Source organism: [Ruminococcus] torques ATCC 27756 (assembly GCF_000153925.1).
Classification (GTDB): Bacteria; Bacillota; Clostridia; order Lachnospirales; family Lachnospiraceae; genus Mediterraneibacter; species Mediterraneibacter torques.
In genome coordinates this window covers 225,073-251,026 of the sequence record NZ_DS264356.1, presented here as the reverse complement: position 1 = coordinate 251,026, position 25,954 = coordinate 225,073, and the positions used below count along the sequence as shown (strand labels likewise).

General features: G+C 40.2%; 17 protein-coding genes, 3 rRNA genes and 1 pseudogene. 17 read left to right on the top strand and 4 right to left on the bottom strand.

All coding sequences use genetic code 11. From position 1 onward, the window contains the following. Positions 1 to 58 precede the first annotated feature (58 nt). A 16S ribosomal RNA gene (locus RUMTOR_RS07460) occupies positions 59 to 1,590 on the top strand. On the opposite strand, the gene RUMTOR_RS13290 is transcribed toward RUMTOR_RS07460, so the two are convergent. Beyond that, positions 1,580 to 1,750, bottom strand: a complete 171-nt coding sequence (locus tag RUMTOR_RS13290) for a hypothetical protein (RefSeq protein ID WP_207634932.1) — start codon at positions 1,748 to 1,750, stop codon at positions 1,580 to 1,582. The genes RUMTOR_RS07460 and RUMTOR_RS13290 overlap by 11 nt on opposite strands. Positions 1,751 to 1,821: 71 nt before the next feature. Between RUMTOR_RS13290 and rrf the strand changes: the two genes are divergently transcribed. The 11 genes from rrf to rlmD all read left to right on the top strand — a co-directional run bounded on the left by rrf (position 1,822) and on the right by rlmD (position 16,950). Further along, positions 1,822 to 1,939 (top strand): 5S ribosomal RNA (gene rrf, locus RUMTOR_RS07455). A gap of 505 nt (positions 1,940 to 2,444) precedes the next feature. Next, positions 2,445 to 5,430: ribosomal RNA gene (locus RUMTOR_RS07450) — 23S ribosomal RNA — on the top strand. The 16S, 23S and 5S rRNA genes sit together here, the layout of an rRNA operon. Before the next feature lie 471 nt (positions 5,431 to 5,901). Further along, a complete protein-coding gene (gene guaB, locus RUMTOR_RS07445; protein WP_004846637.1) occupies positions 5,902 to 7,356 on the top strand; it encodes an IMP dehydrogenase in 1,455 nt (484 codons plus the stop codon). A 257-nt stretch (positions 7,357 to 7,613) separates the two neighbouring features. Next, positions 7,614 to 8,363 carry a peptidoglycan recognition protein family protein gene (locus RUMTOR_RS07440; RefSeq protein ID WP_004846636.1) on the top strand — a complete coding sequence of 250 codons (750 nt, stop codon included), beginning with the start codon at positions 7,614 to 7,616 and terminating at the stop codon, positions 8,361 to 8,363. A gap of 154 nt (positions 8,364 to 8,517) precedes the next feature. Next, positions 8,518 to 9,303: a shikimate kinase gene (locus tag RUMTOR_RS07435; RefSeq protein WP_009242897.1), complete on the top strand. Its 786-nt coding sequence runs from the start codon at positions 8,518 to 8,520 to the stop codon at positions 9,301 to 9,303. Further along, complete coding sequence (locus tag RUMTOR_RS07430; RefSeq protein ID WP_004846632.1) at positions 9,303 to 9,812, top strand: YqeG family HAD IIIA-type phosphatase; 510 nt, start codon at positions 9,303 to 9,305, stop codon at positions 9,810 to 9,812. The genes RUMTOR_RS07435 and RUMTOR_RS07430 overlap by 1 nt, the downstream gene beginning before the upstream one ends. A 57-nt stretch (positions 9,813 to 9,869) precedes the next feature. Then, the gene (efp, locus tag RUMTOR_RS07425; RefSeq protein ID WP_004846631.1) at positions 9,870 to 10,427 is read left to right on the top strand and encodes an elongation factor P; all 558 of its coding nucleotides are present in this window, start codon (positions 9,870 to 9,872) and stop codon (positions 10,425 to 10,427) included. 232 nt (positions 10,428 to 10,659) lie between these two features. Continuing rightward, positions 10,660 to 11,598: a DUF5688 family protein gene (locus RUMTOR_RS07420; RefSeq protein ID WP_004846630.1), complete on the top strand. Its 939-nt coding sequence runs from the start codon at positions 10,660 to 10,662 to the stop codon at positions 11,596 to 11,598. Then, positions 11,595 to 14,882 carry a SpaA isopeptide-forming pilin-related protein gene (locus RUMTOR_RS07415; protein ID WP_004846629.1) on the top strand — a complete coding sequence of 1,096 codons (3,288 nt, stop codon included), beginning with the start codon at positions 11,595 to 11,597 and terminating at the stop codon, positions 14,880 to 14,882. Before RUMTOR_RS07420 ends, RUMTOR_RS07415 begins: the two co-directional genes overlap by 4 nt. A 237-nt stretch (positions 14,883 to 15,119) precedes the next feature. After that, positions 15,120 to 15,359, top strand: coding sequence for a hypothetical protein (locus tag RUMTOR_RS07410; protein ID WP_004846628.1), 240 nt, complete (start codon positions 15,120 to 15,122; stop codon positions 15,357 to 15,359). A 214-nt stretch (positions 15,360 to 15,573) separates the two neighbouring features. Further along, complete coding sequence (gene rlmD, locus RUMTOR_RS07405) at positions 15,574 to 16,950, top strand: 23S rRNA (uracil(1939)-C(5))-methyltransferase RlmD (protein WP_004846627.1); 1,377 nt, start codon at positions 15,574 to 15,576, stop codon at positions 16,948 to 16,950. 256 nt (positions 16,951 to 17,206) lie between these two features. On the opposite strand, the pseudogene RUMTOR_RS07400 reads toward rlmD, so the two are convergent. Beyond that, positions 17,207 to 17,422: pseudogene (locus RUMTOR_RS07400) on the bottom strand (ISNCY family transposase); the annotation flags it as partial. Positions 17,423 to 17,501: 79 nt separating this feature from the next. Here RUMTOR_RS07400 and RUMTOR_RS07395 point away from each other — a divergent pair. From RUMTOR_RS07395 to RUMTOR_RS07375, 5 genes are all read left to right on the top strand, one after another. Further along, positions 17,502 to 18,167 carry a response regulator transcription factor gene (locus RUMTOR_RS07395; protein ID WP_009242834.1) on the top strand — a complete coding sequence of 222 codons (666 nt, stop codon included), beginning with the start codon at positions 17,502 to 17,504 and terminating at the stop codon, positions 18,165 to 18,167. 88 nt (positions 18,168 to 18,255) lie between these two features. Continuing rightward, entirely contained in the window at positions 18,256 to 19,170 is a 915-nt protein-coding gene (locus RUMTOR_RS07390) for an ATP-binding cassette domain-containing protein (RefSeq protein ID WP_004846624.1), read from the top strand. Continuing rightward, on the top strand, positions 19,163 to 19,987 hold the full coding sequence (locus tag RUMTOR_RS07385; RefSeq protein WP_004846623.1) for an ABC transporter permease: 825 nt from the start codon (positions 19,163 to 19,165) through the stop codon (positions 19,985 to 19,987). Before RUMTOR_RS07390 ends, RUMTOR_RS07385 begins: the two co-directional genes overlap by 8 nt. A gap of 11 nt (positions 19,988 to 19,998) precedes the next feature. Continuing rightward, the gene (locus tag RUMTOR_RS07380) at positions 19,999 to 20,901 is read left to right on the top strand and encodes a sensor histidine kinase (RefSeq protein WP_004846622.1); all 903 of its coding nucleotides are present in this window, start codon (positions 19,999 to 20,001) and stop codon (positions 20,899 to 20,901) included. Between the two features lie 320 nt (positions 20,902 to 21,221). Further along, positions 21,222 to 23,462, top strand: coding sequence for a DUF7601 domain-containing protein (locus tag RUMTOR_RS07375; protein WP_004846621.1), 2,241 nt, complete (start codon positions 21,222 to 21,224; stop codon positions 23,460 to 23,462). Between the two features lie 336 nt (positions 23,463 to 23,798). On the opposite strand, the gene RUMTOR_RS07370 is transcribed toward RUMTOR_RS07375, so the two are convergent. Then, positions 23,799 to 24,173 (bottom strand): helix-turn-helix domain-containing protein, encoded by a 375-nt coding sequence (locus RUMTOR_RS07370; RefSeq protein ID WP_004846620.1) that lies wholly within the window; start codon positions 24,171 to 24,173, stop codon positions 23,799 to 23,801. Between the two features lie 399 nt (positions 24,174 to 24,572). Further along, positions 24,573 to 25,748 (bottom strand): IS110 family RNA-guided transposase, encoded by a 1,176-nt coding sequence (locus RUMTOR_RS07365; RefSeq protein WP_004846619.1) that lies wholly within the window; start codon positions 25,746 to 25,748, stop codon positions 24,573 to 24,575. Between the last annotated feature and the right edge of the window lie 206 nt (positions 25,749 to 25,954).

Here is a 25,954-nt window from a genome sequence, read left to right as displayed (position 1 = left end):
CCAAAACAGTAAAGAGGGAAAGAATTGCTAGTAGTGATTCTTGACCAAGACAAACACTTTTAACGAGAGTTTGATCCTGGCTCAGGATGAACGCTGGCGGCGTGCCTAACACATGCAAGTCGAGCGAAGCACTTTGCTTAGATTCTTCGGATGAAGAGGATTGTGACTGAGCGGCGGACGGGTGAGTAACGCGTGGGTAACCTGCCTCATACAGGGGGATAACAGTTAGAAATGACTGCTAATACCGCATAAGACCACAGCACCGCATGGTGCGGGGGTAAAAACTCCGGTGGTATGAGATGGACCCGCGTCTGATTAGCTAGTTGGTAAGGTAACGGCTTACCAAGGCGACGATCAGTAGCCGACCTGAGAGGGTGACCGGCCACATTGGGACTGAGACACGGCCCAAACTCCTACGGGAGGCAGCAGTGGGGAATATTGCACAATGGGGGAAACCCTGATGCAGCGACGCCGCGTGAGCGAAGAAGTATTTCGGTATGTAAAGCTCTATCAGCAGGGAAGAAAATGACGGTACCTGACTAAGAAGCACCGGCTAAATACGTGCCAGCAGCCGCGGTAATACGTATGGTGCAAGCGTTATCCGGATTTACTGGGTGTAAAGGGAGCGTAGACGGATGGGCAAGTCTGATGTGAAAACCCGGGGCTCAACCCCGGGACTGCATTGGAAACTGTTCATCTAGAGTGCTGGAGAGGTAAGTGGAATTCCTAGTGTAGCGGTGAAATGCGTAGATATTAGGAGGAACACCAGTGGCGAAGGCGGCTTACTGGACAGTAACTGACGTTGAGGCTCGAAAGCGTGGGGAGCAAACAGGATTAGATACCCTGGTAGTCCACGCCGTAAACGATGACTACTAGGTGTCGGGTGGCAAAGCCATTCGGTGCCGCAGCAAACGCAATAAGTAGTCCACCTGGGGAGTACGTTCGCAAGAATGAAACTCAAAGGAATTGACGGGGACCCGCACAAGCGGTGGAGCATGTGGTTTAATTCGAAGCAACGCGAAGAACCTTACCTGCTCTTGACATCCCGCTGACCGGACGGTAATGCGTCCTTCCCTTCGGGGCAGCGGAGACAGGTGGTGCATGGTTGTCGTCAGCTCGTGTCGTGAGATGTTGGGTTAAGTCCCCGCAACGAGCGCAACCCCTATCTTTAGTAGCCAGCGGCCAGGCCGGGCACTCTAGAGAGACTGCCGGGGATAACCCGGAGGAAGGTGGGGATGACGTCAAATCATCATGCCCCTTATGAGCAGGGCTACACACGTGCTACAATGGCGTAAACAAAGGGAAGCGAGACCGCGAGGTGGAGCAAATCCCAAAAATAACGTCTCAGTTCGGATTGTAGTCTGCAACTCGACTACATGAAGCTGGAATCGCTAGTAATCGCGAATCAGAATGTCGCGGTGAATACGTTCCCGGGTCTTGTACACACCGCCCGTCACACCATGGGAGTCAGTAACGCCCGAAGTCAGTGACCCAACCGTAAGGAGGGAGCTGCCGAAGGCGGGACCGATAACTGGGGTGAAGTCGTAACAAGGTAGCCGTATCGGAAGGTGCGGCTGGATCACCTCCTTTCTAAGGAAGAAATAACTTCTTTCGTCTGGAACAATCCAACTAAAACGGAAGAAATAACTTCTTTCGTCTGGAACAATCCAACTAAAACGGAAGAAATAACTTCTTTCGTCTGGAACAATCCAACTAAAACGGAAGAAATAACTTCTTTCGTCTGGAACAATCCAACTAAAACGGAAGAAGAAGTAGAGTGAGTCGTTGTCTATTGTTTAGTCATCAAGGATGACAAAACTTTTTGGTGGCGATGCGTTCAGGGGTAACACCCGTTCCCATCCCGAACACGATGGTTAAGACCTGAACGGCCGATGGTACTGCACTGGAGACGGTGTGGGAGAGTAGGTGGCCGCCAAATCAAAAAAAGAAAAAACGAAGACAGAAACGCTGTCGAAGTTTAGAATAAATACAGGCAGGGATGAGCAACAACTTATCAAAGCCAACCCAATCAGCAGGGCAGTGCTGTTGGAATAACTGGGTTCACCAGTGATTAGAGTTTAAAAGAGATTTTAAGTTCTAATGACTGATGAACAGTCAGTCAGGATGCGAAGCTCAAAAACCTTTGGTTTTATCGCTCATGGCATTACATGCCAATGCATCAAAAATCAAGATCGCTTAGGAAAATGAATTTTCCACGCGATACCGATTTTTGTTACGCTCGCATCTTTATGTACCTTGAAAACTGCATACAGAGAAAATCAATGATAAGATAAAATATCTAATCAAGACATCCGAGGTAATGTTATTTAACAATTACTATAAAGTTTGAAGAAAACAAACTAAAAATAAATTGGCCTAGAACCAACACATGTAACGCTATACATGTGTGGATAGAAGTTCATTCCCGTGAACAACTATCGTTTGGTTATGCTGATAAGAGCGTATGGTGGATGCCTTGGCACTAAGAGCCGATGAAAGACGTGATAAGCTGCGAAAAGCTTCGGGGAGGGGCAAATACCCATCGATCCGGAGATTTCTGAATGGGGAAACCTAACTGAGCAAACCTCAGTTATCCTGACGCCAATCCATAACGTCAGGAAGGGAACCCGGTGAACTGAAACATCTAAGTAGCCGGAGGAAGAGAAAACAACATGTGATTCTGTGAGTAGCGGCGAGCGAAAACGGAAGAACCCAAACCGGGATGCGTGCATCCCGGGGTTCGGACCGCGGAATTGATTCAACAAGTTTAGCAAACAGTTTTGGGAAAGCTGACCAAAGAGGGTGAAAGTCCCGTAAGCGAAAGGCGAGTTGACATGGCGGTATCCAGAGTAGGTCGAGACACGTGGAACCTTGACTGATATGGGGGGACCCCCCCCGTAAGGCTAAATACTCCTTAGTGCCCGATAGCGCATAGTACTGTGAAGGAAAGGGGAAAAGGCCCCCGGGAGGGGATTGAAAAAGAACCTGAAACCATATGTTTTCAAGCTGTGGAACATCTTTATATGATGAACCCGCGTACTTTTGTAGAACGGTCCGGCGAGTTACGCTGGCTGGCGAGGTTAAGCACTGAAGGTGCGGAGCCGAAGGGAAACCAAGTCTGAACAGGGCGAAAGTCAGTCGGAGTAGACCCGAAACCGGGTGATCTATCCATGTCCAGGTTGAAGTTGCCGTAAAAGGCAATGGAGGACCGAACCCACATCCGTTGAAAAGGGTGGGGATGAGGTGTGGATAGGGGAGAAATTCCAATCGAACCCGGAGATAGCTGGTTCTCCTCGAAATAGCTTTAGGGCTAGCCTCATACAAGTCTTGCGGAGGTAGAGCACTGAATTCCTACGGGGGCGTCAAAGCTTACCAAGGGATATCAAACTCCGAATGCCGTGTAGATGATGTATGGGAGTCAGACTATCCGAGATAAGTTGGGTAGTCGAAAGGGAAAGAGCCCAGACCTGCAGCTAAGGCCCCAAAATGTGTGTTAAGTGGAAAAGGATGTGGGATTTCGAAGACAACTAGGATGTTGGCTTAGAAGCAGCCATCCATTAAAAGAGTGCGTAATAGCTCACTAGTCGAGAGGTCCTGCGCCGAAAATGTCCGGGGCTGAAACACACTGCCGAAGCTCAGGGATGAACAGTGATCAATACAGATCAATGCAAGAGGAAAGCTTCTTGATGAAATCAAGAAGATTCCAAAACAGATGAAACAGACTGCTGTTGGTCTGCGTTGATCACTGTTCATCGGTAGAGGAGCATTCTTAAAGAGACGAAGCTGTACCGAAAGGAGCAGTGGATTTTTAAGAAGAGAGAATGCCGGAATGAGTAGCGAGAAAGAGGTGAGAATCCTCTTGGCCGAATATCTAAGGTTTCCAGGGTAAAGCTGATCTGCCCTGGGTAAGTCGGGGCCTAAGGCGAGGTCGAAAGACGTAGTCGATGGATAACAGGTTGAAATTCCTGTACTATCCTGTAACAGAACTGTGGGGACGCAGACAGAGAGCACAAGCCGGGAATGGAAAGACCGGTGCAAGCGAGGTAGGAGTACATCAGGCAAATCCGGTGTGCAATCCGAAGACGTGATGCGGATCGAAAAGAAGTAGAGAAGTGTGTGAGCTGGCTGCCAAGAAAAGCCGCTATTGTTTACAGGATACCCGTACCGTAAACCGACACAGGTGGATGAGGAGAGAATCCTAAGGTCGACGGGAGAAGCATTGTTAAGGAACTCGGCAAAATGACTCCGTAACTTCGGGAGAAGGAGTGCCATGCGAATGGCCGCAGAGAATTGGCCCAAGCAACTGTTTAGCAAAAACACAGGTCTATGCGAAACCGAAAGGTGAGGTATATGGGCTGACGCCTGCCCGGTGCTGGAAGGTTAAGGGGAGAGGTTAGCGCAAGCGAAGCTTTGAACTTAAGCCCCAGTAAACGGCGGCCGTAACTATAACGGTCCTAAGGTAGCGAAATTCCTTGTCGGGTAAGTTCCGACCCGCACGAAAGGCGTAATGATTTGGGCACTGTCTCAACAATGCACCCGGTGAAATTGAAATACCAGTGAAGATGCTGGTTACCTGCGCCAGGACGGAAAGACCCCATGGAGCTTTACTCTAGCTTGATACTGGGATTCGATATTGCATGTACAGGATAGGTGGGAGACTAGGAAGTGGTGACGCCAGTTGCCATGGAGTCAATGTTGGGATACCACCCTTGCAGTATTGGGTTTCTAACCAGCAGCCGTGATCCGGCTGGGGGACAATGTCAGGTGGGGAGTTTGACTGGGGCGGTCGCCTCCGAAAGGGTATCGGAGGCGCTCAAAGGTTCCCTCAGAATGGTTGGAAACCATTCGAAGAGTGCAAAGGCAGAAGGGAGCTTGACTGCGACACCGACGGGTGGAGCAGGTACGAAAGTAGGACTTAGTGATCCGGTGGTATAAAGTGGGATTGCCATCGCTCAACGGATAAAAGCTACCCTGGGGATAACAGGCTTATCACTCCCAAGAGTTCACATCGACGGAGTGGTTTGGCACCTCGATGTCGGCTCATCGCATCCTGGGGCTGTAGTCGGTCCCAAGGGTTGGGCTGTTCGCCCATTAAAGCGGTACGCGAGCTGGGTTCAGAACGTCGTGAGACAGTTCGGTCCCTATCCGGCGTGGGCGTAGGATATTTGAGAGGAGCTGCCCTTAGTACGAGAGGACCGGGGTGGACTGGCCGCTGGTGTATCTGTTGTATTACCAAGTGCATAGCAGAGTAGCCAAGCCGGGAAGGGATAAACGCTGAAGGCATCTAAGCGTGAAGCCCCCCTCAAGATGAGATATCCCATAACGTCAAGTTAGTAAGACCCCTTGAAGACGACGAGGTAGATAGGGCAGAGGTGGAAGTGTGGCAACACATGGAGCTGACTGTTACTAATAGGTCGAGGGCATAACCAAAGCGGAGATAGGCACATGTCGTTGGTTAGCATCTGTGTTTTAGATGCTTATCAAAGACGGTACCCGTAAGGGTAGGATGAAAAAGATTCTTTGTATGTAGTTTTGAAGGTATATGTAAACGAGATATAAATAAGAAGAGAATATTTTCCAAACGGAATGAGAGAAGGCAGCGTCTGAAAAGGCGTTGCCTTTTTTTGCGGCAGAGACAAGCTAAAGTCGGGCTTGTCAGGAATATTGATTTAGAAAGAAAAACTTCCAATGTGTATAATATTAAAGTGATATATATTCTATATATTATGAAAAATCATGGTGAAATTCACTATATAAGTATAACTTATAAATAAAGGTTAAAATAAATCAATGCTGAAAATCGTGAGCATTCTCTGAAAGGGTTGACATCAGTTCTGAATTTTTGTAGTATATCAAATAACATTTACTAGTATGGATTGGTAGAAAGAGAGGTCAAAGGACATGGGAAAGATTATAGGAGAAGGTATTACGTTTGATGATGTGCTGTTAGTTCCCGCATATTCAGAGGTAATTCCGAATGAAGTAGATCTGTCAACATATTTGACTAAAAAGATAAGACTTAATATTCCGATGATGAGCGCCGGAATGGATACGGTTACAGAACACCGTATGGCGATTGCAATGGCTCGTCAGGGCGGCATCGGTATTATTCATAAAAATATGTCGATTGAAGCTCAGGCGGAAGAGGTGGACAAGGTAAAAAGATCTGAAAACGGGGTTATTACAGATCCGTTTTATCTGTCACCGGAGAATACTTTGGAAGACGCTAATAATTTAATGGCAAAATTCCGTATTTCAGGAGTTCCGATAACAGAAGGGCGTAAACTTGTCGGTATTATTACGAATCGTGATTTAAAATTTGAAGAGGATTTTTCTAAAAAAATTAAAGAATCTATGACTTCTGAAGGATTGATTACAGCAAAAGAAGGAATTACTCTTGAAGAAGCAAAGAGAGTTCTTGCAAAGGCAAGAAAAGAAAAACTTCCGATTGTGGATGATGAGGGAAATCTGACAGGATTGATCACAATCAAAGATATTGAGAAACAGATCAAGTATCCGTTGTCTGCAAAAGATTCGCAGGGACGCCTTCTCTGTGGAGCGGCAATCGGAATTACAGCAAATTGTCTTGAGCGAGTAGATGCTCTGGTAAAGGCAAAAGTAGATGTTATCGTTATGGATTCTGCGCATGGTCATTCTGCAAATGTTCTTCGTACTGTTCGTATGGTGAAGGAAAAATATCCGGATCTTCAGGTAATTGCCGGTAATGTGGCGACAGGAGAAGCTGCGAAAGCATTAATTGAAGCCGGAGTTGATGCGGTGAAAGTCGGTATCGGACCGGGATCTATCTGTACGACTCGTGTTGTTGCCGGAATCGGTGTGCCGCAGATTACTGCGGTAATGGACTGCTATAATGTTGCAAAAGAATACGGTGTGCCGATTATTGCAGACGGAGGCATCAAATATTCAGGAGACATGACGAAAGCAATCGCCGCAGGAGCAAACGTATGTATGATGGGAAGTATTTTTGCGGGATGTGATGAAAGTCCGGGAACATTTGAACTTTATCAGGGAAGAAAATATAAAGTATACCGTGGAATGGGTTCAATCGCTGCTATGGAAAACGGAAGCAAAGACCGTTATTTCCAGGAAAATGCAAAGAAGCTCGTTCCGGAAGGTGTAGAAGGCCGTGTAGCTTATAAGGGAACGGTTGAGGATACTGTATTCCAGCTTATGGGAGGACTTCGTTCGGGTATGGGATATTGCGGAACACATACGATCGAAGAACTTAAATCAAACGGAAGATTTATTAAGATTTCAGCAGCATCTCTTAAAGAAAGTCATCCGCATGATATTCATATCACAAAAGAAGCGCCAAACTATAGCGTAGACGAATAAAGAAAATCAGCATCATTACATAACAGAAAAACGGTTTGTGTGACGATGGGAATCAAAGTAAATAGAAAACGTGATCAAATAAATGCCTGTTGAATTTCTGACAGGCATTTGTTTTTATAACGGCGACGAGCCAAAGTCCGGGCTTGTCCAAGACTTTGTCACCGCTTATAATCCCGGAATGTGCTTTTTGTCACTTTCGGGGATTCATCATATCAGCAGACCAAAATGCGAAAGATACATAGAACAGAGGCAAAGAAATGAGTCTTTATAAAAAAAACAGAAGAAAAGTATCGAAAAACAGAAAAAATGCATCGGGACATAATACTGGAAGATCAAGTACAAAGAAAAGCCGTTCTGTAAAATCGAATTCGTTAAAGCAGAAGATGAAAAAGAAAAGAATCAGAATAACGGCAGTTGCAGGACTCGCAGTGCTTCTTATTCTGACGATTATTTTAGTTGTGCGCTCCTGTATCGGAGAGAGAAATCAGTTTGTAGAAACAGATGCTTCACAGCCGGATATTGATGTACAGCTTTTGGATGTAAATCCCTATTCAAGGCCCGGAATCGAGAGCGAAGGAGTAAAAGGCGTTGTTATTCATTATACTGCAAATCCGGGAAGTACGGCTCAGGATAACAGAGATTATTTTAATGGCCTTCAATATTCCGGGCAGACGGAAGCAAGCAGTAATTTTATTGTAGGATTGGATGGAGAGATCATACAATGTGTACCGACATGGGAGATCGCTTATGCATCGAATGAGCGAAATGCAGATACAGTATCGATTGAAGTCTGTCACCCTGATGAAACAGGAAAGTTTACTGATGCGACATACCGTTCTCTTGTACAGCTTACAGCATGGCTTTGTGTCAAATTTGATTTGAAAGAAGATCAGATTATTCGCCATTACGATGTTACAGGAAAAAATTGTCCGAAATATTTTGTAGAAAACGAAGATGCATGGGAAATGTTTAAAGATAATGTGTGGGACGCGGTTCAAAAGAAATAGATGATCCGCTTGTTTGGAAAATTATATTGAGGACAGTTTCTTTGATTTTCGGAAAATTTGCGCAGACTGTATTTGTAAAATCCCTTGTCATGTTTCTATGGAATTGATATAATGTGTTAGATTTGTTAGTTTGAGTGAAATGTGGAGGGTAAAGATGAACGATCTGGAAATGTATCGTGAACAGCTTGCGATGTGTGATGATAAGCTTATAGATGCGCTTGTAGAGCGAAATGGAATCATCGAAAAGATAATGTCATATAAAGAAACATACGGGATGCCGATTTTGCAGCCTGCGCAAGAGGAAAAGCAGGAAAAAAGGTTGGAAGAAAAGTTACAGGGAAATAAATATCAGGAAGAAATCCATGATGTATTCCAGAGGATTTTGCGGAACAGCAAAAGAATTCAGGCAAGAAAGCTGTTTCCATATAATATTGTATTAATCGGGTTTATGGGAGCGGGAAAGTCTACGATTTCAGATTATCTCAGCACGATGTTTGATATGAAACTTGTGGAGATGGATCAGGAAATTGCCGAGAGGGAGGAAATGAGCATTCCGGATATTTTCGCAACATATGGGGAAGAATATTTCCGCAATCTTGAGACGGAATTATTAAAGGAACTTCAGACAGGCAGAAATTGTATTATTTCTTGTGGGGGCGGAGTAGCGCTTCGCAGTGAAAATGTCGTTGAAATGAAGAAAAACGGAAAGGTCGTTTTATTGACTGCCAGCCCGGAAACAATTTATGAACGCGTAAAAGACAGTAATGACCGCCCGCTTTTAAAAGAAAATAAAAGTGTGGAGTTTATTGCACAGTTGATGGAAAAAAGAAAAGAGAAGTATGAAGATGCGGCAGATGTTGTGATTCGCACGGATGGAAAAACGATATTGCAGATCTGCGAAGAACTGATTACAAGACTGATGGAGTTGGAAGAGAAATAATGTTTGAAAGATTTTTCCCGGATGAATATGTGGTATCTACATATGTAATCCCATTTGAAAGATTGTATGAAGAGGGATATCGAGGAGTAATTTTTGATATAGATAATACTCTTGTGCCTCACGGTGCACCGGCAGATGACAGAGCAAAAAAACTGTTTCGGAGATTGAAAGAGATTGGATTTTCCTCCTGTCTCATTTCTAATAATCAAGAAGAACGAGTAAAAATGTTCAATCAGGAGATTCGGACAAATTATATTTATAATGCGCATAAACCTTCAACGAAAAATTATGAGAAAGCGATGAAGATTATGGGAACTGATAAAACAAATACATTTTTTGTCGGAGATCAACTGTTTACAGATGTCTGGGGAGCGAAAAGAACAGGAATACATAATATTCTTGTGAGGCCGATCAATCCAAAAGAAGAGATTCAGATTGTTCTTAAGAGGTATCTTGAGAAGATCGTTCTTCATTTCTATAAAAAAAGATTGAAAAATGAAAGAAATTAGTATAGAATTATTAAATGGAGTGCTAAAATAGTGAACGATTTTGAAGGAGGAAGATAAATGATTTCAGCAGGAGATTTTAAGAACGGAATTACTGTGGAAATTGATGGAAATATTTACCAGATTTTGGAGTTCCAGCATGTAAAACCGGGAAAAGGTGCAGCTTTCGTAAGAACAAAATTAAAAAATATTATCAGTGGCGGTGCGGTAGAGAGAACATTCCGTCCGACAGAGAAATTCCCGAAAGCTCATATTGACAGAAAGGACATGCAGTATCTGTATCAGGACGGTGATTTGTACAACTTTATGGATGTTGAGACATATGATCAGATCGCTTTGAATGCGGATGTCGTAGGAGATGCTTTGAAATTTGTGAAAGAGAATGAGACAGTTAAGATCTGCTCACATAACGGAAATGTATTTTCTGTTGAACCGCCGCTTTTTGTCGAGCTGGAGATTACAGAAACAGAGCCGGGATTTAAGGGCGATACTGCACAGGGAGCAACGAAACCGGCTGTTGTAGAAACAGGCGCTACGGTTATGGTTCCGCTTTTTGTTGAGCAGGGAGATGTTCTGAAGATTGATACTCGTACAGGAGAGTATTTGTCAAGAGTTTAATCAAAGCGATATTTTAGATTTTGTGTCTATATAGTGTTTTGAAATTATATAAAAAGATTCCGTCTGAGGGCGGAATCTTTTTTGTGCAATATTACATGTTGCATTTTCTTTTTTGATTCTCTATAATCAAGAGCACATAATATTTTTCAAATTATCAATGTATTTCAAGGTACAGTTCGTACCGGATTTCTCATTTAATTCAAATTGAACCGCATAAAAAGGAAGGAGTTATATGACTTATATTGAATTTGCAGATGCGGTAGAAAAGATGATGAACAAAAAGATGAAAGGGGGCGTTCGTGCAAGCTTATATACGGCAATGAAAAATAATGGGAAAGAGAGAACGGGTATTTTGATTGAAATGCCCGGGATCAATATTTCTCCGACAATCTATCTAGAAGAGTATTACGAAAGCTATGTGGCGGGTAGAAAGATAGAACAGATTGTAGATGACATCAAGCAGCTTTATGAAGAAATAAAACAGGAAAAACCGTGGGATTGTGAATCTTTTCGGGATTATGAAGGGGTCAGAAACCGGATTGTATTTAAAGTGATCAACACGGCAAAAAATCGAAAATTTTTAAGAACCGTTCCCCATTTAGCGTTTCTTGATCTGTCTATTGTTTTTTATGTTCTTGTTGATGTGTCTGAAGAAGGAACAGCGGCAATGGTTGTTAACAGAAGCCATGCAGACACTTGGAAGGTGCAGGCAGAAACATTGTGGGAAGACGCGGTGAAAAATGTAAAAAATCTGCTTCCGGCAGAATTTGTTACGATGAACCATGCATTAAAATCTCTTTTAGGGGATGTGGAATATGAAGAGGGAGATCTTCTTTTAGAAAAGAAAAAAGACTATGATCAGATGTATGTTTTATCAAATAAATTCAGAAATTATGGAGCGGCATGTATTGCTTATCCTAACGTGCTCGAAATGATCGGTCAGATTTTAAAGAAAGATTATTATATTTTGCCAAGCAGTGTTCATGAAGTGATCATTGTGCCATATTCAGAAATCTATGTATGCAGTAAGTTGGATGAGATGGTAAGAGAAATCAACAGTACACAGGTTGAAGAGGAAGATGTATTAAGTAATCATGTGTATTTGTATGACAGAGTTTCCGGTAAGCTTCGTGTCGGATCATCTGTACAGACAGGGAGGATGATGGCATGAGACGATGGATGAAAGTTGTATTTTGTTTTCTTTTTGGAATCATTTTTACGAACATGTTCACTATGGATCAGGCAGTCGCAGATGAAAGCTTTGGAAAAAGAGAAATCTCAGCAGAATCATCCGTATTGACGCAGAAAAAACAAGCAGTGTTAGATATGGAAACAATGACATTTTCGTTGGAATCAGAGGCAGATGAAGACGGAGATACGATATCGAAAGGTATGATACTGACAACTGCGGGAATCACATCGGATACATATCCGGCAGTTTTGACAAAATCGGATGAGATGTTCAAAAAAGCGGCGGCAATTTCAGAAAGATCAAAAGTAGAACTGACAGTAGGAGAAGAGATTTATTATGGCAATTACAGCACTAATTATTTTGATGTAAACGGAAAACCTGCATACTGTCTTGAACCGCTGAAAGATACTCCAAATTCAGGTTCGTATGAAACGCAGGCATTAACCGGCGGAGCTGTAAGAAAAGGATTGTATTATGCATATGGCGGTCCAGGATATGAATTGTATAGGGCAAAATATGGTGCGATCGGCATTGGAGAAAATTATTCTGTAAATGACGAATACTGTATGAGTCATTGCATTTTGTCGTATCTTTATATGGGAACGGAGGAAGCGTTTCTAGGATTAGATCAGCAGGTAATTGAAAATTTAAAACAGAAGGCAAAAAATATAGAAAGTATGCCGGATCCGCCGGAATCATTTTACGCGTTTTTGTTTAACTTAAATTCAGCCGGACAGACAATGGGAGGAAGTGGAAAAGACAGAGTCGGATCTATTGAGATTTATAAATATTCCGATCATCCGGAATGGATAGAAGGAAACAGATGCTATTCTCTTGCAGGAGCGGTGTTTGGTATCTATGAAAGCGGAAAAGACAAACTATTATGGGAATTGACTACAGACGAATCAGGTTATGCAAAAAAAGAAAATATTCCGATCGGAAATTATGATATCAGGGAATTAAAAGCTCCGGCCGGACATGTTATACAATTTAAGCCGCAATCTATCCGAATAGATGAAAACAAAGTATGTACATATAAGTGCACAGATCAGGCGCAGTATTATCCGATAGATCTGATTTTACAGAAAAAAGATAAAGAAACAGATCAATCAGAAGCTGAAGGAGCGGCAACATTGGAAGACGCTCAATTTTCTATTAAGTATTATTCCGGATATTATGAAAAAAATCCGGCAGATTCAGGAGTAACACCGGTCAGAGAATGGATTATGAAAACGGATTCAGAAGGAAGAATAAGAATGAAAGAAGAACAAAAAGTCAGTGGAGATCCGTTTTATAAAAACACGGAAGGAGAAGTTGTTCTTCCGCTTGGAACTGTTACATTTCAGGAAATAAAAGCTCCTGAAGGATATTTGCTCAACAATGAAATTTTTATAGAAACGGTTAGGGAAGAAGGCACAGGACAGACAGATACAATTTTTCAATGTCCTACAATACCTGATCAGATCATCAGAGGTAATCTGCAGATTGTAAAATTTCGTGAAGATAAAGAGGAAGAATCAGAGCAGGGCGAACAAAAAGTACCTTTGGAGGGAATTGTTTTTACAATCACATCAAAAACAACAGGCTGGCAGTGTGAAATTGTAACAGATGAAAACGGATATGCGTCAACATTCCGACAAGGAGAAGAACAGCAGAAAGGAGGTCTTGTATATGATACATATATTGTGAGCGAAAAAAAGGCGCCGGAAGGGTTGACTCCGGTAGGAGATTTTGAGATTACAATAGAAGAAGATGCGAAAACGCTATATTACATATTAGAAAATAAGAAAATATTTTCTCCGGTAAAGCTCGTGAAAAAAGATAGCGAGACAGAAAAAATAATTCCTGTTGCAGGAGCGGTGTTTCGGCTTTTGGACAAAGATAAAAAACCGATTACGATGACGACACATTACCCGAATGAATCAGTTTACGATCTGTTTAAAACAGACGAAAACGGAAGTTTTGTTTTGCCTGAGAAACTTCCTGCCGGAAATTATTATTTTCAGGAGGTGGAAGCGCCGCAAGGTTATCTTATAGAAGATGGATTAATTCCATTTACAATTATAGAAAATCATGACTGGGAGAAACCTTTTATTGTTGAGTCGAAAGACAGACCGGCGAAAGGGCGCATTTATATTCAAAAAAATGATTCTGTAACAGAAAAAGGAATCTCAGGAGTAAAATTTGAGATAAAGGCAGCAGAAGATATTTGTACTCCTGACGGAACTGTTCGTGTGGAAAAAGGAACAGTAGTCGGATCATTAGTGACAGACCAAAGCGGGAAAGCATGGTCGGAAGAATTGTATCTTGGAACGTATGAGATCATAGAGACAAAGCAGGCAGAAGGTTATATTTTGCCGGAAAAGAGCGTTGAGATCGAATTAGAGTACGAAGGTCAGGACGTACCGGTTGTGACAAAAGAGACGGAAATATTAAATAAGCCTACGTCTGTAGTTATCCGAAAATCAGATGGGGAAACAAAGAAAGCACTTTCTGGCGTGAAATTTGAACTGCGGGAAAAAATATCGGAAATAAACGAAGAATCCGATGCAGAAGAGGAAGATCTCAGCGAAGAGAAAACAACATATATTACAGATGAAAATGGAGAAATACATCTTTCTTATCTGCGTCCGGGAGTCTACTGTCTTTATGAGTCTGAACCTTTGACAGGATATATAAAAAATGAAGAAGTGTGGGAGTTTCAGATCAGGGAAGACGGAACAGTAGAAGGAGAACAGGAAAAAATTCTGGAGATTGAAAATCATCATACACGGATCACGGATACACACGCCGTTTGGAAAGAAAGCAAGGCAAAAGAAATTATTGCAGGAGAGGAACATATTATCTGCGATACAGTCAATTTTAAATATATGGAAGCAAATGCATCTTATACGATGAAAGGCATATTGATGGATGCAGATACAGGAAAAGAACTGCTTCAGGACGGGAAACCGGTAACATCAGAAAAAACATTTAAGGGGAAAGACGCAAAAGACGGGATTACAATGGAATTTGATGTTGATTCAAGAAAATTTCCGGGGAAAAGAATTGTAGTTTTTGAAGTATTGTATCTCGGTGATTGTTTGATTGATGCACATCGAGATCTGAGAAATCAGGAACAGACAGTATCTATTTTGAAAAAAGAAGAAGTTACGGTAAAAACCGGAGATAATAAGGTATATATGAAGCAAACGATTTTGATTATGTCGGCGTCTGTCTGTATTTTATATGCTACTTGGAAACGAAAAAAACGAAGACATTAAAAACGACCGATCAAGGATGCAGCAGCTGAATTGTTCTATTTGAGAAATTGCTTTAGAAATTTATTTAAAGATTGCTTATTAGAATTATTAAAATTAGTATTTAGAGCTTGCTCAAAATTACTGGGCTTAAAATTACTGTTTAGAATTTGCTCAAAATCAGTAGTAATATAAAGCGGTTAGTGTTATAATATTGAGAAAGTAAAGACTGTTTTTCAGAACAGAGAAAGGACGTAGATTATGAGCAAAGTAGAAGAATTTATCGCCGAGACAAAACTGAATGATCTGCTGCACAAAAAAGAGGCGGAAAGTCAGAAAAATAAAGTGATCTGGGTATTGGCAATTATTGGAGCAGTGGCAGCAGTTGCAGGAATCGCTTACGCAGTGTATCGTTTCTTTACACCGGATTATTTGGAAGAGTTTGAAGATGATTTTGACGATGACTTCGATGATTATTTCAGCGAAGACGATCAGGTGTAAGAAACTGTTTGCAAAAGTAAAACAGAATATACAGGCAGAGTGTGGATGAAACTGCACCCTGCCTGTTTTGCAGTTGAAAAGGTGTCTGCTTTGCAATGATATATGGATGAAGGATTGACATAAAAGTTAACAGAAAAATTGATAAAAGAGTAAGAGTTAATGCGGTAATTTTCTGCTGTGTTAAAAAGAAAAATTATTATGAAAGGAAAAGCTTATGAAGAAAGGGCAGATTTTTGAAGGAATAATTGAAAGAGTAGATTTTCCGAATAAAGGACTTGTGAAAGTTGAAGAAGAAGGTAAAGATGCCAGATATGTGACTGTAAAAAATGCAGTACCGGGGCAAAAAGTGCGATTCATTATAAATAAATTTAAAAAAGGGAATGCAGAAGGCAGGCTGTTAGAAGTTCTGGAAAATTCCTCTCTTGAAACGAGGAAACCTGTATGCAGTATTTTTCCGGCATGCGGTGGATGCATGTATCAGACAATGCCGTATGAAGAACAGATGAAAATGAAAGAAGGACAGATCCGAAGAATTATGGATGAAGCTGTGGACGGCGAGTATTTGTTTGAAGGTGTGAAGGCAAGTCCGAAAGAATTTGCATATAGAAATAAGATGGAATTCTCATTCGGAGATGAATATAAAGATGGTCCTTTGTCGCTCGGACTTCATAAAAAAGGAAGTACTTATGATGTGCTGACCGCATCCGACTGTAAACTCGTGCATGAAGATATGAATAAAATTCTCGTGTGCGTATTAGAGTATTTTAAAGAGCGGAAAGTCAGTTATTATAAAAAGATGCAGCATGTCGGATATTTAAGACATTTACTTTTAAGACGGGGAGATACGACAGGAGAGATCCTTGTCAATCTTGTCACAACAACGCAGGAAGAATACGACTTATCAGAACTGACAGAACAGCTTTTACAGCTTCCGCTTGAAGGGAAAATCGTAGGCATTCTTCATATTTTGAATGATTCTTTGTCAGACGTTGTAAAAAGCGATGAGACGAGGGTTTTATATGGTCAGGATTTCTTTTATGAAAAACTGCTCGGATTACAATTTAAGATTACACCGTTCTCCTTTTTTCAGCCAAATACAAAGGGGGCGGAAGTGCTTTATGAAACAGTGCGCGAATACATAGGCGATATCCATGATCTGACGGTGTTTGATCTGTTCAGCGGAACAGGCACGATCAGTCAGGCGCTTGCTCCTGTGGCAAAAAAAGTGATTGGCGTAGAAATTGTAGAAGAAGCAGTGGAAGCGGCAAAAGAGAATGCAGAAAGGAACGGACTTTCTAATTGTGAGTTTATTGCCGGGGATGTGTTTGAAGTGCTTGATGATATAAAGGAGAAACCGGATGTGATCATATTAGATCCGCCAAGAGATGGAATCCATCCGAAGGCATTACCGAAGATCTTGGATTATGGAGTGGATCGTATCGTATATATTTCATGTAAAATGACAAGCTTGGCGCGGGATTTAGAGTTGATACAGCAGAGAGGGTATACGGTTGAAAAAATGACGGCAGTGGATCAATTTTGTGAGACTGTGCATGTTGAAACCGCCGTGCTTCTCACGCGGAAACCCTGATTCTATGCGGGGTTGCGGGATTATTTGATGGAAATGTAGTTGTGTTTTTACGAAAAATAAAATGGATAAGTTACCGTGGAAGTGGGGATGGGGTAACGCTGTGTGAGTTTAATATGTGGTTTATTGTTCGCTTCAGCCGGGGCAATCGTTGGGGCTATATCAGCAGGTAATAAAAAACAAGTAAAAGAAAGGCAATACAGACAGTAAGCTGTCAAAAGGTCTGTATGCAAGATTAGGTGAAGATGTCAATTATTTAAGGATCAAAGTTTTTATCAAAGTTGTGAGCCTTTGCAAAGGCCTTTAACTGTTTTATGATACGGTTCGCGTATTTCGGATTATTTTCTGTTACCCATGCCTCAATTCCAGAAGTATCAAAGATACTCATGGAAGCAAGGTTAGAATCAATATGTTGGCAGATCGGTTCAGTGATATCAACTAAGTGATCGAACATCGATTGTAAGTCCATAAGAAACACTATAACGGAGATAAGATCTGGCAATAATTTTAAGTTTTCATAAATTATTGATCGAGCTATGATGGGAGCGTGAATTTTGAAAAATATATTGGTTATTGATGATGATTTACATATAGGAAATGTATTGGAAGAAACTCTTACTAACGAAGGTTATGGTGTTATTCGTGCATACTCGGGAACGGAAGCTGTACTTTTGCTTTCTCAGGTAAAGCCCGATCTTGTACTTCTTGATTTAATGCTGCCGGGGTTGAGCGGAGAAGAAGTTTTGCCGCATATTAAAGGGATTCCTGTTATTATTATGAGTGCAAAAGTTGATGTAGACAACAAAGTTGCTCTTTTGCTCGGCGGAGCGGTTGATTATATGACAAAACCTTTTTATACAAGGGAATTATTAGCTCGGATAGCGGTACATCTTCGTACTTTTGATAGCTTTGCTAAGTCGGAAATTTTGACTTTTGAAGAAATAAAACTCAATATTGATACGCACATAGCACAAATAAAGGATGTAGAAATTAAATTGACGAGAACAGAGTATGCGATTTTGAAACTTTTAATGCAGAATCAGACACAAGTTGTTTCCAAATCGCATCTGCTTGATCATATCAGTGAAGATACACCGGATTGTACGGAAAGTTCACTAAAGACACATATAAGCAACCTTCGCAAAAAACTTCGTGCTGTAAATGGAAAAGAGTACATTGAAGCAGTTTGGGGAATCGGCTTTAAAATGAAAGAAGAATAAATCTCCACTGTTTCTGAACTATTTTCTTAACCGTTTTCTGAACTGTTTTGCGATAGAATGACAGCATCAAGTACAGGAGGTAAGACTTATGGAATATGTTCTTAAGACAAACGCTTTATGTAAAAATTATAAGAATTTTAAAGCGTTAAATGGACTTACTATGAATGTTCCGAAAGGAGCAATCTATGGCTTTGTCGGTAAAAACGGCGCAGGAAAGACAACTTTAATTCGGCTGATTTGCGGGCTGCAAAAGCCTGAGTCCGGGAATTATGTTTTATACGGATTAAAAAATTCGGAAAAGGGAATTTTAAAAGCCCGCAGGAGGATGGGGGCTGTAGTTGAAACACCGTCTATTTATTTGGAGTTAACAGCGGTTGACAACTTGAAAGAGCAGTACCGGATTCTCGGAATTCCTTCTTACGACAGTATTCCCGATCTGTTAAAATTAGTAGGGCTTGAAAATACAGGAAAGAAAAAGGCTAAAAACTTTTCTCTTGGTATGAAACAAAGGTTGGGAATCGCTGTTGCTTTAGCGGGCGATCCTGATTTTTTAGTGTTGGATGAACCTGTGAATGGTCTTGATCCACAAGGTATTATCGAGATGCGTGAGTTGATTTTAAAACTGAACCGGGAGTATCAAATAACTGTATTGATTTCAAGCCATATTCTTGATGAGCTGTCCCGTCTTGCGACACATTATGGTTTTATTGATAACGGAAGAATGGTTAAGGAAATCAGTGCGGAAGAATTAGAAGAGTCTTGTCGTAAATGTGTGCGAATCGAAGTGACGAATGTAAAAGCGCTTGTCCGTGTTTTGGACGAAATGAAAACGGACTACAACATTATCTCTGACAATGTAGCTGACATATTTGCAAAAATTAATATTTCCAAACTCACTTTGGCCTTGTCAAAAGAGAATTGTGAAGTTATTTCTATGCAGGAACGAGATGAAAGTTTGGAAAGTTATTATGTCGGTTTAGTAGGAGGTAAAGACAATGAGTAAGTTGTTATCAGCAAATTTTATCCGTTTAAAAAAAGATAAATTCTTTTGGAGCGGTCTGGTTTTCATGTTGGCAGCAGGAATATTTTTTCCGGTGATGAGATATATGGATATGAGGCAGACTCAGACAATCAATCGTATTGACAACGGCTTTTTTGGGTGTGCTCTTTTTATCGGCATTGTAATGGCTGTGTTTTGCAGCTTGTTCATTGGTACAGAATATAGTGAAGGAACGATCCGAAATAAGATAATTATCGGTCAAAAAAGAGGCACTGTTTATTTGTCAAATTTTATTACATGCTCTTTGGTAAGCGTTGTTATGTGTATGGCATTTTTTATTCCGTATCTTTGCATCGGGATACCTCTTCTCGGCTTTTTTGAAATGGACATAAAAATAGTTTTGTTGTTTGCAGTAACCGTACTGATGACTGCGATTGTATTTTCATCAATTTTTACTTTGATTTCCATGTTAAATAATAATAAAGCGGTTACGGCTGTAATTTGCATTTTGACAGCGTTTTTGTTTCTGATTATCGGAGCGCAATTACATAAGATGTTGAGTGAACCCGAAACAAACATGGCTTTGGTCATGACAGACAATGGACAGGAATATCAGGAACTGCCCAATCCTAAGTTCCTTGATGGAGGCGGACGAAAAACCGTTCAATTCTTTTATGATTTTCTTCCGGGAGGTCAAGTAGTACAGTGTACTTCTTTGGAAACTGAAAATCTATCGTTGCTGCCTGTTTATTCATTGGTCATTGTCGTTTTGACAACAAGTGCGGGAATGTTCTTTTTCAAAAAGAAAGAATTAAAGTAGGAGCATTATATATGGAATTTTGGTTATTAGTTGTGATCGGTATTTTGCTGATTATTATTTTTTCTCTGGTTATTAAACTATTTTTCGTACACAAAACTGTACGAGAAATAGAAGCGCAATTTACTGAGCGGTTAATGACTGAAACTAATACGCTCATTGATATTTCACATCGAAATAAAATCATGTGCGGTTTTGCAAAGCGATTAAATACAGAGCTTCGTAAATTACGCAAAGAGCGGCATCGTTTTCAGCAGGGGGATTTAGAATTAAAAAACGCCGTTACTAATATTTCACATGATTTGCGGACTCCTCTTACGGCAATCAGCGGTTATCTGGATTTGCTTGATAATGCGGAAAAAAGTGAAGAAGCAGAGCGTTATATTAAAGTTATCAGAAATCGTACCGAAGTATTAAGGCAGCTTACAGAAGAACTTTTCTGTTATTCTGTTGTAACATCCCCCGAATACGATAACGATGTAGAATTTGTTTCGGTAAACAGTGTTTTGGAAGAAAGTATATTAGGTTTTTATGCAGTTTTGCAGGAACGAAACATAACGCCGAATATTTCTATGCCGGAGAATAAGGTGTTCCGTAAAGTTAACAGGGCAGCTCTTTCCCGTATTTTCTCAAATCTTCTCAATAACGCAATTAAGTATAGCGACGGTGATTTGAATATCACTTTGAACGATACAGGGGAGATTACCTTTTCAAATACTGCTTCAGATTTAAGTGAAGTGGATGTTAAAAAGCTGTTTGATCGGTTTTATACAGTTGAAAATGCAAGAAAGTCAACGGGTCTTGGTTTGTCTATTTCAAGAATACTGATCGAACAGATGAAAGGAACAATATCTGCCCAATATAAGAATGGAAAACTAAGCATTTGTATTTGGCTGCCGGACGTTTCAGGTGATTAAAAGATGCGAAATCAGAGTATGAAAAATTGATACGGTTTGGTGAAAAGGCAGAAGTAAGGAAAAATTTAAGTTGAAAAAATTTTAGAAGTATTGAAAAAACATTCTGTTTCCAATATAATACATCATTATCATTAAAAATAATTAAGAAGGGACAGGCTGGTGTGCCCGCATATAGTGACGCGCGCATATTGATGCAAAAGATTAGTTTGTACGTTTTTATGTCCCAATTTACGGGGTGAGAGGAGGGTAGAAGAATATAAACTTGTTTATATAAGTGATTTGATGAATTATATAGCAACATGCAGAAAGGATAATATGACATGAAATTAAAACAACACAGAAAACATAGGAAGTTTGTTTCTTCTGCCGTTTCGCTGCTTTTGATTTTTACGATGATTTTGTCTTTTTCCGTATATGTATTTGCTGAAACGCCTGATTTTACAGGCACGATTCCGACAGAGGCTGAAAAAAACTCATTACAGGAAAACAGAGAATACATACCTTCTGAAAAAGAAGAAATGACATTGAGCGAAAAAGGACTTCCTATTATTTTTGAAGGCGGAATTCATTACATAGAAGATCCGGCGTATCCAGGTGAAAAAATCACGTTGTTTTGTATGAATAATGAACGCCATTGGCCGCATCATACGGAAGATATGGGAGATGTGCAGGTGCCGGAATATACAGAAGGCTATTTGACTCCGGGCAAGTTTGATTCTGAGGCTGATTATAAGGAATGTATGCGCAGATTGTCAAAACTGCTCTACGCGGGATATCTGTATAACGGGGAACGGCTTTATAAAATTGTGGATAATTCAGAGCTGCATACTCCTACAGAAAGTCAGTTTAATGAAATGCTGATTCCGACACCGGTGCTTCAGACAGCGTTTCCGTATTTAGGTCACCATTCTTTTACTTATAAAGATTGGGAAACAAATGATACGGAACATTTGGATGAGTTGAGAAGATTTATGAATGCAGTTGCAAAACTTTATCCGGATGGACAGACATCGAATGGAGTAACATACTCAGATATTACAGCGATGCCGTTTTATAAAGCAGTTTTTTGTATGTTATATGAAGCGGAAGGAACAACGCCATTACAAAATTTTGCAATCATGTATTCTGATTCGTATTTCGTTACAGAAGAACAGGCGTATAATGCTACGCAAGATGCGGTCTGGAGATTATTACATCAATACAATATTGAAGATAATAATATGAATGATTTGGAACATGATGCATTGGCGCAGGTTTTGTATGTTTATTCAGAAAGAGGAGGTTTATTGAATTATGAACCATCTCTTAAAGATGTGCATTTAACAGGAGATTTAAAATTTACATATAATCCGAAAGACGGTTATTGGCACAGCGGTGCTTTGAAAATAATCGAGCCGGTAGAATACAATGGGCTATACCGCTTAGAGTTGCCGAAAGGTATGAGTGCATTATGTGATAATATAACATATGTATATGGAAATGAAGAGTACGAATTAGTTTCAGATCATCAGCCGACAATCGAAGATACGTTTACAATTAAAGCAGAATTTGTCTGGATGAAAGATTTTAAGCAATATGCTCCTATGGGTGATGTAGAAGTACATGGGAAAAAGTTTCAAAATATGGTTGGAGCGGTTATTCGCAATACGACAGTATCAGCAGAAGTTCCTGTAGGTGTTGATGAAGTGGGCAGTTTGTCTATTACCAAAAAAGTAGTCGGCGAGAAAAATTGTCAGGAAGAGTTTCAATTTGAAATTCGTTTTCCGTACCATACAAAGATAAATGGATTATACGGAGATTTAGAATTTCATGACGGCATTGCACAATTTTCATTGAAAGACGGACAGACAGTAACGGCGCATAATCTTCCTGCAGGCGCTCAATACGAAGTGACAGAGGCGCAGACAAACCGATATAAAGTTGATTCTGTTGACAGTACCGGAGAAATTATAAAAGACGATATAAAGAACGTCTTATTTACGAATACGAAATATCCTGATTTGTCTTTGAGCAAAATTGTTATAGGGAAAAACGGAGATAAAACAAAACCATTTACATTTACGATACAATTAAAAGATGAAACAGGTAAACCGATAAACGGAACGTATCACTATAGTGGAAGCGTTAAACCGGAGTTTGAGAAAGAAGCAGAAAAACCTGCTGACGGGACACTTACATTTGTTGATGGCAGAGCAGAAATATCACTTTTGCACGGACAACAAATAACACTTCAAAATCTTCCGCTGAATGCAGCATATGTTGTGACAGAAAATGAAGCGAACAAAGATCGATACATAACAACTTATAATGGAAAGAAAGATCATGCAGAAGGCGTGTTAAGTAAAGATACTGCGGTTGATGTGATTAATAATAGGCAGTCGGATCAAGCGCCTTCGCAAGGAAAAGATGAAGAAAATCCAGATAAAGAAGTATCGGATAACGGAACTGCTGTAAAGACCGGAGATTATACAAATATGTGGCAGTATGCATTTACGGCAATAGCAGCGTTTATTGTGACCGCATCGGTATTCGGATTGAAAGAGTGGAAGAGAAAAAGATAATACGGATAAAAATAAACAGAAACAAAATGAAATAAATATAGTGAGCAGAAAAGAAGCTTATATGAAATGAGCGTATGATTATGCCGTGAAAGAGAGTACCGCAAAATAACGAGAAGCAGTTCACAGATTCAATTCAGTTATTTTGCGGGGCTCTTTATTTTTTGACAGGAAATTACTGGAAGTGCCAAAAGGTACATTCTGGGATTACAAGCGGTCACCGAGGTCCAAGGTCTTGGGCAAGTCCGATTTTGGCTTATCGCCGTTACAAAAAAGGCGCTGTTTTATAGACGAGTATCCGTCTGTTTTGCAGCGCTCTTTGTATTTATAATTATAAGGTTAAAATCCCAGTACTTTTTGTGTTAGCTTGCGTTCGTCAGCATCGGCATTTCGATAATGTGTGATCAAATCAATTTCTTCTCTTGTCAAATAAATAGTGTCTGCACTGTCAACAACCATTCCTGTGAAATACGGACCGGAAGTTTCATTGATAAGACCATCTTTTGAACAAGTCTGCGTAAGCAAATTTTCGAGAGAAATATGATAAATATTTGCAATGCGGATAATGATATCCAAATCGGGAATCCGTTTTCCTGTTTCATAATTAGAGTACGCCTGTCTTGAAATATTCAATTTTTTACTAAATTGAGTTTGTGTAAAATGATGATCTTTTCTAAGCCGTTGAAGATTGGCTGCCAGCTGAATATTAGACACGAAGACACCTCCATTTATAAGAAATCTGAAATTTGTTTAAATATCTTTTTTATTATACCAATTTTTCCTGTAAATGGATTTATATGCAACTTAACAAAGAATATATCATAAAAGCAACAAAATGTTGCTAACATTTATAAAGATTTCTTTGAACAAATTGACTTGACTTTTAAATATTACAGGTGTAATATTTATGAATGAAAAATATTCGTTAACAAAAATTTTTCGATTAAAATCTTACAAGTGTAATAAAAAGTCTAACTATTAAAAGTCAAGGTTAAAATGAAGATTTTTTGAGTAAATTGCAGAAATGCTTTTCAGATATATTTGAACCTTGAAAACTGCATGACAATAAGAGCATCTTTGCAGGTGCTCTAAAAGGAGATATGAAGTTAAATTTTATGCTGCTCTATGATAAAGCTGCCCTGACTTTTCTAGTTGGTAAATAACCCTGACCAGTTTCTTGGCAGCATGGGATATGGCAACATTATAGTGTTTGCCTTCGGAACGCTTCTTTGCAAGATAAGCAGAGAACTGATTATCCCAAATGCAGACAAATTTTGTCGCATTAAACAGCGCATAGCGGAGGTAACGGGAACCACGCTTTTCCATGTGAGAATAACAGCCGTCAAGCTGACCTGATTGGTAAGTAGAGGGAGAAAGTCCTGCATAGGCAAGTATCTTGTCAGGGGAACTAAAACGGTTGAAGTCGCCAATCTCAGCAATGATCATCGCACCCATTCGGTAATTGATACCAGGGATGGAAAGAATTGGAGAGCGGATTTCGTCCATAATGGATTTAATGAAGCATTCTATTTCATCAATCTCAGAAGTTAATTCCTGAATAAGCCGAATTGTGTGCTTTAGTTCAAGAGATTTTGCAGGCATATTTGAACCGATGGAATGTTTGGCGGCATTTCGGATTTCTATCGCTTTTTCCTTATTGTAGTGTCCCTTAGAAGCATTCGCCAGCAGATTTGTGAGGCGAGTCAGATGGCATGAAGCAATCTGAGCAGAAGAAGGAAACTCGGCTAAGAGTGCGTATATAGAAACCATGTGAAGACTAGGAACAAGTTTTTCCAGTTCAGGGAAAAGGATGTTAACAAGGCGTGAGATAGAAGTTTTCAGTTTTGCTCGTTCTTGTACTTTATCAAACCTGTATCTGGTTAATGACTTAAGCTCTTCGTTGTGATAAGATGTGTCTGAGTAGGACTGTAAGTTTACTCCAGACATCATCATAAGAGCAATCGTATGGGCATCCACTTTATCGGTTTTTGTCTGTCTAAGGCTAAGACTTTTACGAAACAGATTGGTATGCAAAGGGTTGATGACAAAGGTGGGGAGACCTTTATCAATGAGAAAACCTAACAGATTGTAATTGTAGTGTCCGGTAGCTTCCAGTCCTACTTTTACGTTAGAAAAATCATTTGTTAAGGAAGAAATCTTTTGAAAGAGGTCATGGAAACCATCCGCATTGTTTGGAATAGTAAATGCGTTAAAAAGCACTTCTCCTTCTGAGTTTGTGATAAAACAATCGTGTTTGTCTTTTGCAACATCAATACCAATATAAATCATGGCAAATCTCCTTTGAATATATTTGACACTGTTTTAGAACCACAGTTGCTCTTCGCAGTTGTGAACTCGTTCTAAATAAACCGTCATGCGGTATCTAACTGATTAACAATCAAGCAAAGAGACTGTGGCTGGACACTTTCTGAAACCATCAAAGTGGTAGAGAGGAAACACCAGTCCACAGCATCTTATATATCATAACCATACCT